General features: G+C 71.7%; 10 protein-coding genes. 6 read left to right on the top strand and 4 right to left on the bottom strand.

The window, feature by feature from the left end:
• Nucleotides 1–116: 116 nt before the first annotated feature.
• The 3 genes from WMF33_RS33610 to WMF33_RS33600 all read left to right on the top strand — a co-directional run bounded on the left by WMF33_RS33610 (nucleotide 117) and on the right by WMF33_RS33600 (nucleotide 3,866).
• Nucleotides 117–1,178 (top strand): AraC family transcriptional regulator ligand-binding domain-containing protein, encoded by a 1,062-nt coding sequence (locus WMF33_RS33610; protein ID WP_437332454.1) that lies wholly within the window; start codon nucleotides 117–119, stop codon nucleotides 1,176–1,178.
• A gap of 77 nt (nucleotides 1,179–1,255) precedes the next feature.
• Complete coding sequence (locus WMF33_RS33605; RefSeq protein ID WP_437332453.1) at nucleotides 1,256–2,875, top strand: ABC-F family ATP-binding cassette domain-containing protein; 1,620 nt, start codon at nucleotides 1,256–1,258, stop codon at nucleotides 2,873–2,875.
• A 121-nt stretch (nucleotides 2,876–2,996) separates the two neighbouring features.
• Complete coding sequence (locus tag WMF33_RS33600; RefSeq protein WP_437332452.1) at nucleotides 2,997–3,866, top strand: phytanoyl-CoA dioxygenase family protein; 870 nt, start codon at nucleotides 2,997–2,999, stop codon at nucleotides 3,864–3,866.
• A 153-nt stretch (nucleotides 3,867–4,019) separates the two neighbouring features.
• Here WMF33_RS33600 and WMF33_RS33595 read toward each other — a convergent pair whose 3' ends face one another.
• From WMF33_RS33595 to WMF33_RS33580, 4 genes are all read right to left on the bottom strand, one after another.
• A complete protein-coding gene (locus WMF33_RS33595) occupies nucleotides 4,020–6,389 on the bottom strand; it encodes a hypothetical protein (protein WP_437332451.1) in 2,370 nt (789 codons plus the stop codon).
• A 467-nt stretch (nucleotides 6,390–6,856) separates the two neighbouring features.
• Entirely contained in the window at nucleotides 6,857–7,033 is a 177-nt protein-coding gene (locus WMF33_RS33590) for a hypothetical protein (protein ID WP_437332450.1), read from the bottom strand.
• A gap of 40 nt (nucleotides 7,034–7,073) precedes the next feature.
• Entirely contained in the window at nucleotides 7,074–7,337 is a 264-nt protein-coding gene (locus WMF33_RS33585) for a hypothetical protein (RefSeq protein ID WP_020738639.1), read from the bottom strand.
• On the bottom strand, nucleotides 7,334–7,954 hold the full coding sequence (locus WMF33_RS33580) for a hypothetical protein (RefSeq protein WP_437332449.1): 621 nt from the start codon (nucleotides 7,952–7,954) through the stop codon (nucleotides 7,334–7,336). The genes WMF33_RS33585 and WMF33_RS33580 overlap by 4 nt, the downstream gene beginning before the upstream one ends.
• Before the next feature lie 51 nt (nucleotides 7,955–8,005).
• On the opposite strand from WMF33_RS33580, the gene WMF33_RS33575 reads away from it, so the two are divergent.
• From WMF33_RS33575 to WMF33_RS33565, 3 genes are all read left to right on the top strand, one after another.
• Nucleotides 8,006–9,658 (top strand): Ppx/GppA phosphatase family protein, encoded by a 1,653-nt coding sequence (locus WMF33_RS33575; protein ID WP_437332448.1) that lies wholly within the window; start codon nucleotides 8,006–8,008, stop codon nucleotides 9,656–9,658.
• Nucleotides 9,659–9,849: 191 nt separating this feature from the next.
• Nucleotides 9,850–11,334 (top strand): hypothetical protein, encoded by a 1,485-nt coding sequence (locus WMF33_RS33570; protein WP_437332447.1) that lies wholly within the window; start codon nucleotides 9,850–9,852, stop codon nucleotides 11,332–11,334.
• Nucleotides 11,335–11,519: 185 nt separating this feature from the next.
• Nucleotides 11,520–11,894, top strand: a complete 375-nt coding sequence (locus tag WMF33_RS33565; RefSeq protein WP_020738635.1) for a hypothetical protein — start codon at nucleotides 11,520–11,522, stop codon at nucleotides 11,892–11,894.
• Nucleotides 11,895–11,958: the final 64 nt, after the last annotated feature.

Raw genomic sequence — 11,958 nt, 5'->3', positions numbered from 1 at the left:
GCCGCGACCGATTTACATTTCGCGACACGCTCTCATAATGCGACATCGTGCCAGCCCAAGGTTCGGCGTCCGGTTCGGCGTCCGGTTCGGCGTCCACAGAGTTCCTGCGCGTCCTGATGACGGCCGCAGCAAAGGACGGGATCGAGGTCGACGACGTGCGGCGCGCGATGGCGGTCTCCGGCGATCTTCTGGAGAAGCGGGGCGCCCGGGTTCCCATCGCCCTGGTCCGCCGTGCCTGGAGCGGGCTGACGGATCGGGCGGGAGACCCTCTCCTGAGCTTGCGCGCCGCCCGCATGCTCCCGCCGGGCAGCCTGGACATCCTGGACTACCTCGCGCAGACGAGCACGACCGGGGCCGAGGCGTTCGAGCAGCTCACGCGGTACCTCCCGCTGCTCGCGGACGCCGGGCGCGTCTGGACCGAGGTCGATCGGCGCACCTTCCGGTTCCGCCACGCCGCGCCCGGCGGCCTGCCCTCGCTGGCGGAGCTGCTGCTCGGGCTGATCGTCGAGCGCGCCCGGACGATGTTCGGGCCGGCGTTCGCGCCGCGCCTCATCCGCTTCGCGCACGCGCCCTCGTCCACGGCGAGCGCGTACGAGGAGGTCCTGGGCGCCCCGGTCCAGTTCGGCGGCGGCTTCGACGAGCTCGTCTTCGATCGCGACATCGTCCGGGCGCCGGTCGCGAGCCGCGACCCGGCGCTCCGGGGCATCCTCGTGGCGCAGGCGGAGGAGGCGCTCTCCCGCGTCCACCTCGACTTCCGGGCCGCATCCGCGCTCGATCGCGAGTTCGTGCCGGCGTTCCGGCACGCCCTCGCGCTCGCGCTCGATGCGGGCGACCCCAGCCTGGTGCGCATCGGCGAGAGCTTCGGGATGAGCGCGCGGACGTTGCAGCGGCGGCTGGCCGCCGTGGGCGTCAGCCACCGCGAGCTCTTGCAGGAGCTGCGGCTCTCGCGGGCGCGGCAGGCGCTGGGCGGCGCCCAGCTCAAGGCGGTGTCCCACGAGCTCGGCTACTCCAGCCCCAGCGCCTTCCACCGCGCGTTCAAGCGGTGGACGGGGGTGACCCCCGGCGCCGCGACCACGGCGGACGCCGGCGCGCCGCCCCGGGCGAGGCGGCGGGGCCACGCGCCGCCGGGGGCGGGGGAGCCGCCGGCGCGGCTCTCGGCCGCGCGGCGCTCGGCGTGACCGGCCGGCGCGGGCGCGCCGCCGCCTGAATTCACCGGAAGCGCCGGCGCCCACGTGCTATCCCCCGCGCCGCTGAGATGATCACGCTCGAAAAGCTCACCAAGCGGTACGGTCCAAAAATTCTCTTCGAGAACGTGTCGATGCGCTTCGACCCCGGCAAGCGCTACGTGCTCGTCGGCGCGAACGGCGCGGGGAAATCGACGCTCCTCAAGGTCATCTCCGGCGAGGAGGAGTCGGATCAGGGCACCGTCGAGATCCCGAAGCAGCTCCGGGTCGGCGTGCTCAAGCAGGACCATTTCGCCTACGAGTCCAGCCGCATCATCGACACGGTCCTGATGGGGAACCGGGCCCTGTGGGACGCGATGCAAGAGCGCGATCGGCTGTACGAGGTCGAGATGACCGACGAGGTCGGCATGCGGCTGGCCGAGCTCGAGGGCACGATCGGCGAGGAGGACGGCTACACCGCCGAGGCGCGGGCCGCCGAGATCCTCGAGGGGCTCGGGATCGCGACCGCGCGGCACACGAGCACGGTGAGCACGCTCGCGGGCGGGTACAAGCTCCGCGTCCTCATCGCCCAGACGCTCTTCGCGGGCGCCGACGTCCTGCTCCTCGACGAGCCGACGAACCACCTCGATCTCGACTCGATCCGCTGGCTCGAGGCGTACCTCACCGACACCTTCCGCGGCACGCTGCTCGTCGTCAGCCACGACCGGCATTTCATGAACGCGATCGCGACGCACGTCGCCGACGTCGACTACCAGACGGTCACGCTGTACACGGGCGACTACGACGACTTCATCGAGCAGAAGACGACGGGCAAGCGCCAGTCGGACGCCGACGCCGCGCAGAAGAAGAAGAAGATCGCCGAGCTCAAGGACTTCGTGGCCCGCTTCGGCGCGAGCGCGAGCCGGTCGAGCCAGGCGCAGTCGCGCGTGAAGGAGATCGAGAAGCTCGAGGCGGGCATCCAGGTGCGCCGCTCGAGCGTCGTGCGGCCGTACATCAAGTTCGAGATCGAGAAGCCGTCCGGCCGCGACGTGCTGCGCGTCGAGGCCCTCGCCAAGAGCTTCGGCGACCTGCGCGTGATCCAGAAGCTCGATTTCAACCTGAACCGGGGCGACAAGCTCGCCGTGATCGGCCCGAGCGGCATCGGCAAGTCGACGCTGCTCAAGCTCCTGGTCGGCGAGCTCACGCCCGACGCCGGGAAGGTCACGTGGGGCCACGACACGAACGTGGGTTACTTCGCGCAGGACCACCACGAGGCGATCGAGCCGGGGTTCACGGCCTACGACTGGCTGTACCGGTTCGATCCGAGCGCGCCCAAGGAGCACGTCCGCTCGGTGCTCGGCAAGCTGCTGTTCAGCGGCGAGGCCGGGCTCAAGAAGACGGAGAACCTCTCCGGCGGCGAGGCGGCGCGCCTGTTCCTCGCGAAGCTCATCCTGGTGAAGAACAACGTCGTGGTGCTCGACGAGCCGACGAACCACCTCGACGTCGAGAGCATCGACGCGCTCCTCCAGGCGCTCATCGAGTACAAGGGGACGGTCATCGTGACGAGCCACGACCGGCACTTCGTGGGCAAGCTCGGCACCCGCGTGCTCGAGCTGTCGTCCCGGGGCCCGCAGCTCTTCAACGGCACGTACGACGAGTACCTCGAGGGGCCGGGGAACCCGAGCGCGTACCAGGGCGCCAAGGCGTCGTAGCCAGGGCGCCGCAGCGCCGCGCCCGGCGGGGGCGCGGCGCCTCCGCGCGGGCCCGATCCCGCGACCCCGGCCGTCCGGCCGCCGGCCTGCGTCCCGCCGGCGCTCTGGTACGGTTCTGGGCATGTTCTCCGCCAGGCCTCCCGGGCTCACCGCCGACGAGCGCGCCCGCTTCGACCGCGACGGCTTCCTGGTCGTCGAGGGCTTCGTGCTCCCGGCGCAGTGCGACGCCCTCAGGGCGCGCGCGGTCGAGCTCGTCGAGGGCTTCGATCCCGCGGAGATCTCCGTCTTCTCGACCCGGGATCAGGCGCGCTCGACCGACGCGTATTTCCTCGGCTCCGGCGACCGGATCCGGTTCTTCTTCGAGGAGGAGGCGTTCCTGCCCGACGGCTCGCTGCGGCAGGCGAAGGCCTGCTCGATCAACAAGATCGGCCACGCGCTCCACGATCTCGATCCGGTCTTCGCGCCCTTCTCGCGGGCGCCGGCCCTCGCGTCGGTGGTCTCGGAGCTCGCGCTCGCGCGCCCGCTGCTCCTGCAATCGATGTACATCTTCAAGAACCCGTTCATCGGCGGCGACGTGGCGTGCCACCAGGACGCGACGTTCCTCTACACGGACCCGCTCAGCGTGATCGGGCTCTGGTTCGCGCTGGAGGACGCGACGGTGCACAACGGCTGCATGTGGGCCCTGCCCGGCGGTCACCGGGGCCCGTTGCGCAGGCGGTTCGTGCGCGACGGCGACGGAACGAGGATGCTCGCGCTGGACGACACCCCGTTCCCGGCGGTCGCCGCGCGCGCTCCCTACGTGCCGATCGAGGCGCCCAAGGGCACGATGGTCCTGCTCCACGGGCTCTTGCCGCACTGGAGCGGCGCCAACCGATCCGAGCGCTCGCGCCACGCCTACGCGCTCCACGTGGTGGACGGCGCGTGCCGCTACCCCGAGGACAGCTGGCTGCGCCGCGCGCCCGACCTGCCGGCGCGGGGGTTCGAGGCGTAGCGCCGCGGGCGCGGCGAGCGGGGAGGCGGCCGCGCCGATCCGCGACGGGAGGACGGTGGTCCGGCTCGCGCTGGATGAGGGATATCTCGACGCGCCGGCGGCGACGCAGCCGCTCCGCGCCGTGCACCTGGAGGCAGCCGCTGGGAGAATAGGCTACTGCTTGGCGGTGTCGCCGGAGCAGATGACGAACTGCGTGGCGCCGTCCTGGGCGTCGCCGTTGCCGGTGAACCGGACCTGCCGGCGCTCCGTGGACGGGCACTTCGCGACGACCTCGTCTCGGCCCAGGCCGAGCCGCGGGTCGACGTAGCACCACCCGTGCACCTTCTCGCCGCCGACCTCCACGGGCGCCGGCGGCACCGTGTCCTGGCAGGCCTTGAGCTCGGCCGGATCGCTGAGCTGCTCGACCTCGCAGACGCAGTTCCAGCCGTTCGCCGTCGCGACCGGATCGTCGAGCACCATCTGCTCCGCCCCGCGGTGCTCCGTGGGCACCTTCCGCCGCGCCGCGAGCCCGTCGCAGCTGCACTGCCCGTCGGCGACGGTCCGCGCCTCCAGGACCAGGCAGCTGACCTGGCCATTGTCGTTCGGCTGGAGGGCGCGGGGCAGGCACTGCCCGGCCAGCTTCGTCTTCAGGCGATCGACGATCGCGCCGATCGCCGGCCGATAGCCGTAGTCGAGCGCGCCCTCGGCCGAGTCCTTGAGCTGCGCCGGGCACACCGAGCCGACGATGCCCTGGTCCCCGAGGCTCCGGATGAGCTCCAGCTGCCTGAGGCCCGGATACGCCTTCGCGTTCACCTGGATGTTGCTGTCGGTGCCGTCGGGGTTGTCCTGGCACAGGGGGCTGTTGTAGTCCGTCTTGTCGGTCCGCTTGTCGCAGTCTCCGTTCATCACGGGGTTCTCCAGCGGAAACACGCAGGCGAACTGGAGGTCGCCGAAGGTCGTCTTGGGCTCCCACTCATGGCCGTTGATGACGTTGGCGTCGTCCGGCGAGCTCACGCCGGCGATGGGCGTCCCGGTGATCGGGTTCACGCCCTCGCGGGGGCTCGGCGACTCGATCATGTGGGGATCCGCGGGGGGGCGGCGCGCCTTGGGATCTCCGAGGATGATGTCCCAGGTGCTCTGGAAGCCGGCGTTCGGGGCGCTCAGCTCCTCGGCGCTCTTGAAGCCGCCGACGGGGTTGCCGTCCTTGTCCTTGCCCTTCTTGAGGTCGGGCTGGCCCGCGTCGTTCTGGCGCGCGATGTCCTGCCAGGGGACGCCGACGAGGCCCGCGAAGAACACGAGCTCCGGCGATCGCACCGTGCTGAGCTCGTCGGTCGGGTCGAGATCCAAGAAAAGCGGGTTGTCGACGATATCGCCGTCGTGATCCTCGATCTGCGTCTTCGTGAGCGCATCGGTGTAGCGGTCGATCGGGTAGAGCAGGTCGATCCCGAACCGCTCCTTCTGGTTGAAACAGCGCAGGTTGGGCGGGTCATGTTCCAGGTCGAGCACCTTGACCTTGCCTCCTTCGCTGCAGGTCTCATCGACCGGGCACCCGCGAGGCGTGTCCACTCCGCACGACGCGCAGCACGGATCGTCCGGGCCTTTCTCCGTGCACTCCTTGCGCGGCTGGAACATCCGGAACGGGCTCGGCCGCGCGACCCAGAAGTCCGTCCCGCCCTCCCGGATGGAACAGTCGTTCTCATCCGACAGCATGATGATCGCGAGGAGCGAGTCCGGCCGGAGGAACGCCTTGCGCTGATCCAAGAGCGCCTTGTCCAGCCCTGTCCGGATCGCCTTGCCGTTCACCACCTCGAGGGTCTCGTAGGGCGCTGGGTCCACGAGGAAGCGGTACCAGCTCTCCAGCTGCGACTCGTAGCCGCACCCGACGTCGCCCACCCCTCGGACCATGTTCGTCAGCGTCGGCACGAGGCCGTGCCCCGCGCCGTCGTCGAGGATCGACTCGCCGGAAGGGTTGAGCCTCTGCTCTGGATCCCAGGCGAGGAACCCCTTGTTTTCATACGTCGGCGGGGCGTCGTCGCCCTCGCTCCGGGCGATGAGGTGCCCCATGTCGTTGTTGGAGAAGTGCACGGTCGTCCCGGCGCACGCGCTCTTCCCGTCGGGGGTCATGGCCGCAGCGCCGTGGTCGCCGAGGCTCGTGCTGATGATCCCGATGTGGATGTCGAGGACGGGCTCGAACTCGCGCTCCATGCCGCTCTCGCAGACGCCGTTCTTCGGCGGCGAGGATCTCGTGAGGTCCAGCGGATCGACGCACTGGGGGTTGACCAGGCGCCTCACGAGGTCCGGCACGGCCAGCGCGAGGATTTCCTGCTTGTCCTTCATCGACGCCGAGTTGTCGATGGTCAGGAGGAGATCGATCTTGTCGACGTGCTGCGGGAGCCGCTCGACGACGGTGCCCGTCGTGCGCGTATCCTGCTTGGCGATGGGTCGGGTCAAGCACCCCGAGATGAGCGATGTACCGCCCACGACGAGGGAGCACCAGAGCAACGCGGCTGCGCGGGCAGCGCGGGACGGAGGACGATCGGCCATGAATCCTTCCTTGCGCGAGAGATGGAGTGGTCCCTTCGCGCGTCGCACGCGGCGCGCGCGCTCTGCCGGCGCGCCTGTCTCGCGCGGAGTGGATGACAGGCCGCCTGGCGATCGCGAGTTCAGACGCGGAGAGGGGGTGTTCTCTTGGCTGCGTGGCAAGAGCTGCGCGACGCCATCACGAAAAATGCAGGAAGCACAGGAAGGGCGGGCCGGCCGCCGCATCGCGCAGGGGTGGTGCGGTCGTCGCGTCGCGCAGCCTCGGCGCGGCCGTGGCCCGGCGTGGGGACGGCGCGGCCGTGGCCCGGCGTGGGGACGGCGCGACCGTCGCCGGGCGCGGGGACGGCGCGACCGCCGTCGCCCGGAGCGGACGAGGCTCGCGCCAGGTGGTGGTTCTGTAAAATTAAATTAAAGATGGAAAGTGGGCGTCGGGCGTCGGGGCGCCGTCGGCACGCGACCGCGGTCGGAGCTCAGCTCTCGGCGGGGGCGGCCGTCTCGGCGCCGGCGACGAGCGGCGCGTACTGCGCGAGGAACTTGTTCCAGCGCTTGGCCTTGCGGCCGGGCTTGCGGGAGCTCTGGGAGCTCCTCTCCTGCTTCTGGGTGACCTTGAGGGTGAGGTGCTGGTGCTGGCGCGTAGGGCGATGCATGGCGGCGGATGCTGCTCGAAGGCGCCGCGCTGCGCAAGCCTCAACGCGACGGAAGCCGCGCCCGCTCGTCCCGCTCCGGCCCCAGGCGGCCGAAGCTGTGGATCCCGTAGATGAGGACGACGAGCGCGATCAGCGTGAGCCCCATGCCGGCGTCCGAAGGCCCGACGCCGACGAGCGCGAGCCCGGCGACGAGGAGCATCCCCCCGCCGCCGAGCGCGCGGCGCGCGCGCGCCTCCTCCTCCGTCCGCTGCCCCCGGCGGCGCGCCGGGCGGCGCGCGCCCTCGCCCTGATCGACCGCGCTCACGGGAACTTCTGCGTCCGCGCGTAGGTGATGAAGTCCTGCACGTCGCGCGTCAGCTCGCGCTCCGCGGTGATCGTCGTGCGCTCGTGCGACTCGCCGACGAGGTCGTCGTAGAGGTAGTTCTGCTGGTAGAGGAGCACGACGCGGACGGCCCCGTCCGGCCCGCCGCGGACGATGCGCAGCTTCTCGTCCCGGCCGTTGGGCGGCGGGAGCGCGGCGCCGAGCGCCTGGGCGTCCTCCTCGGTCACGTAGACGACGCCGTACGAGCGGTTCTGCACGCCGACGTCGACGCGGACCTTGCCCCCGCTGACGAGATCGACCTCGCGCCCGAGCACCGGCTTCGCGCCTTCCTGCACCATCGCGCGGCGGATGACCTCGATCGCCCGGCGCTCGTCGAGGGCGCGCAGCGGGTTGGGCGCGCGCGCCTCACCGCCGCCGCAGCCGGCGAGCGCGAGCGCCGCGGCCGCGATCCCCAGCGCGGCGCGCGCCGCCTCGCGCGCGCCGCCGAGGAGACGGCGCGCGCCCCGGGCATCGCCGGGCAGGGCCGCGCGCGCTGAAGGCCGATGCTGAAGGGGACCGAGATGGCGGGCCCCCGACCCGCGTTGAAGCTTCCTCCACATGAGCGGGCATGAGAGTAGCCAACCGCCCGGAGCTTCGCTACTTCTCCCGGCATGGCGCGGCTCGCTGCCATCGACATCGGATCCAACGCCATCCGCCTCCGCATCGTCGACGTCGATCCTCCGGCGCTCGGGGCGTTCGGCGGCGGCAGGGAGCCGGCGCTCGCCGGGGGCCCGGCCGGGGCGCACGACGCGCCGCGCTTCCACCCGTTCCGCGACGTCCACGCGGACCGCGCCTCCGTGCGCCTCGGGCACGACGTGTTCACGAAGGGCCGGCTCGAGTCGGGGGTGATCGGCGCCGCCTGCGAGGCGCTCCGGCGCTTCCGCACGGCGATGGATGCGGCCAAGGTCGACCGTTACCGGGCCGTGGCGACGAGCGCCGCGCGCGAGGCCCAGAACGGCGACCTCTTCGTCGAGCGCGCGGCGCGCGAGGCCGGCGTCCACGTCGAGGTCATCGAGGGCATCGAGGAGGCGCGCCTGGTCCAGCTCGCCGTCCTGGAGCGCGTCGCGCTCGGCGACCGGACCGCGCTCCTCGTCGACATCGGCGGCGGCTCCACCGAGCTCACGCTGCTCCGCGGCCGCAGGGCGGTCTTCTCGCGCTCGCTCCCCCTGGGGACGGTGCGGATGGTCGAGACCTTCCTCGAGGATCGCCGCCCCGTCGACGCGGGGCACCGGCGGCTCGTCGAGGAGTACGTCGACCGCGTCATGGTCGACGCCACGCGCGAGATCGTGGAGCTGCTCGGCGAGGGCTCGGGCTCGGGGGTCGATCTGCTCGTGGGCACGGGCGGCAACATCGAGACGCTCGCGGACCTCTGCCCCCTGCCGGGCGCGCCGGTGGAGGGGCGGGCGATCGACGTGGCCGCGATGTCCCGCCTGCTCGACGAGCTGGTGTCGAAGACGCCCGAGGAGCGCGCGCAGATCTACGGCCTGCGCCCGGACCGCGCCGACACGATCGTCCCCGCCGCGACGATCCTGGGCCGCGTCGCCCAGGCGTTCGTGCAGCCGTTCATCGTCGCGCCGGGGGTCGGGCTGAAGGAGGGCGTGCTCGTCGACCTCGCCCACGCGCACTTCCTCGGGCCCGATTTCCGCGGCGAGGCCGCCGCCGTCAGCGACGCCTGCACCCGGCTCGGCCGCCGCTACCACTTCGACGAGCAGCACGGCGCGCTCGTGGCGCGCCTCGCCGAGCGGCTCTTCGACGACCTCGCGCCGCGCCATCGGCTCGGCCAGCGCGACCGGATCCTCCTGCGCGCGGCGGCCCTGCTCCACGACATCGGCGACTTCGTCCGCTACGAGGGGCACCACAAGCACAGCTATTACATCATCGCCCATAGCGACCTCATGGGGCTGACCCCGGAGGAGCGCGCGATCGTCGCGAACATCGCGCGCTACCACAGGAAGTCGCCGCCCAGCATGGACCACGACAACTTCCGCGCGCTCTCGCGCGACGCGCGCGCCAAGGTGAAGGCGATGGCGTCGATCCTCCGCATCGCCGACGCGCTCGATCGCGAGCACCGGGCGAAGGTCGCGGACGTGAGCGGCCGCATCGAGGAGGACACGTTGGTGCTCGAGGTGCAGGGCGCGGAGGACCGGGCGCTCGAGGAGTGGACCGTCGTCGCGAAGGCGGGGATGCTGCGCGACGCCCTCGGCCTGGACGTGCGGATGGTCGACGCCACGCCGAGATCGCACCCGCCGACCTCCGGCGGCTGACCCGCGGGAGGCGCCGCGGCCTCCGAAAAAATCGCCGCGGCGTTTGCGCGGAGCCCTGTGCGTCACCATGTAGGTCAGCACGGGGGAAACTGTGCCTCCGGGAGGGCGCGCGGCGACGCCGTGCCACCGAGCGCGGCCGTGCCGCGAGCGAGGGCGGCTGCGCCGCCGCGCAGAACGAGGGCGAGCGACCGTTGACGCTGAAATCTCCAAAGCTGATGGAGGCCCGCCGCGCCGCCGGCATCCTGGAGTCCGCCCTGCGCGGGCACACCGGCGATCTGACGCTCGCCGACGCCTCCGCGCGGAGCGGCTTGCCGTTGCGCGACGCCGAGAGCGGCCTGCACCTGCTCGTCAGCGAGTACCGCGGGCACCTCAAGGCGACGTCCGAGGGCGAGCTGCTCTTCCGTTTCCCGCACGGCTTCACCAAGCCGTGGGAGACCCGCACGCGGCTCGAGCGCGCGCTCGGGTTCGTCCTCCGCGGCGCCGCCGGCGTGGCCCGCTTCGTCGTGCGCGCGTGGATCGCGATCGTGCTGATCGCGTACGTCGTGATCTTCGTCGGGATCCTGATCGCCCAGCTGCTGGCCCGGTCGAACAGCGACTCGCGCGATCACGGCAGCTTCTCCGGCTCGTTCGCGGGCTACGTCCTCTTCCGGATGGTCTTCGACGCGATCTTCTGGACGTTCCACCCCTTCTCGCCGTTCGTGTGGACGGCCGAGCCGCCCTGGTCCTCGTCCTCGTCGTACGATCGCCGCGGGGCGTTCGGGCAGCCCAGGGACGAGACGCCGTTCTACGAGAAGGTCAACCGGTTCTTCTTCGGCCCGACGCCGGCGCCGCGCGATCCGCTGGAGAGCGAGAAGCTCATCCTGGCCGAGATCCGCGCGCAGCGGGGCCGGATCGGGCTCGCCGACGTGATGCGCGTGACCGGGCTGTCGCGCGACGAGGCGGACCCGATGATGGCGCGGCTGATGCTCGACTACGACGGCACGGTCGACGTCTCGGAGGAGGGGGGGATCGTGTACCGGTTCGAGGCGATCCGGCGGACGGCGGCCGAGGCGCCGTCGCGGGCGCCGGCGCCGGTCTGGGCGAAGCGCGAGGAGCTGCCGCCGCTCACCGGGAACGGCCCGGGGGTGAACGCGCTCATCGTGGCGCTCAACGGGTTCAATTTGATGATGAGCGTCTACGCCCTCGGGGCGCACCTCACGCTGGACAACCTCGGTCTCCTGGCCCGCGGGGTGCCGATGGCGGAGCTGCCCGCCACGGGGACGGCGGTGGCGCTCGGGGTGGTGCCGCTCGTCTTCTCGCTCGCCCTCTTCGCGTTGCCGCTCGGCCGCGCGCTCCTGCGCCCGCTGAAGCGGCGGCGGCTCGCCCGGCGGAACGCCCGGCGGGCGGTGCTGCGGGCCATCCTCACCCGCATCGGCGCGCGGCAGGCCCGGGAGCCGATCACGGAGGCGGTGCTCCAGCGGGCCTGGCAGGACGCGGCCGGGGAGGCGCCGCGCTCGGAGGAGATCACCCGCGAGGTGGTCGCGCTCGGGGGGGACGTGGACCTCGAGGCAGGCGACGGGATCCGGTACCGCTTTCCGGATCTGGAGACCGAGGCGAAGGCCCTCGAGGCCGAGCGGGAGGCCGCCTCCGAGGACGAGGCGCGCCCGGGGAAGGTGATCTTCTCGTCCGGCGCGTGAGCACCGTCTCGGGCGGTTTTGTTCTGTCGAGGCGGCCGCCGACAAAGCGTCATTGTCGTGGGCGCGCGTACGGGGCCGTACCGCACGGATTCGCCGTTGATTGACGCGCTCTGGCTCGGACGTCTACGGTAGGTTTAATTTCGCTCATGTACTCCGTTGACAATAGAGCCGGTCGTCTCATCGAAGTGAGGCTGGCCTCACCGCTCCCGGCTGGCGAGGTCGACGCGTGCATCGCCAGGATCCAGGGCATCGTGACCCAGAACCGGCACGGGGCCGTGGTGTGCATCGAGCTGCTCCAGGTCGACGTGCTCGCGCCCGAGAGCGCGGAGAAGTTCCTGGAGATGATGCGCGTGCAGAACGCCACGGTGCATCGGACCGCCTACCTGCTGCCGGTGGCGAACGCGATCCTCGGGCTCCAGGTCGAGCGGCTCATCCGCGACGCGCACAACTCGAGCCGAAAGGCGTTTCGCGACACCACGTCGCTCGAGGCCTGGCTCGTCCCGGTGATGACGATGGTGGAGGCGCAGCAGCTCCGGAAGTTCCTGTCGCAGCTCGGCTGACGCGCCGGCGGGCACCGAGGAAGACGGGCCGTCGAGGGGTTCGGCCAGGCCGGCCGCGCGCCGC

Origin of the sequence: Sorangium sp. So ce394, from assembly GCF_051474665.1 — a bacterium.
GTDB classification, from domain to species: Bacteria; Myxococcota_A; Polyangia; order Polyangiales; family Polyangiaceae; genus Sorangium; species Sorangium cellulosum_D.
The sequence above is the reverse complement of the archived record's forward strand: the minus strand, read 5'-3'. Positions and strand labels throughout refer to the sequence as shown.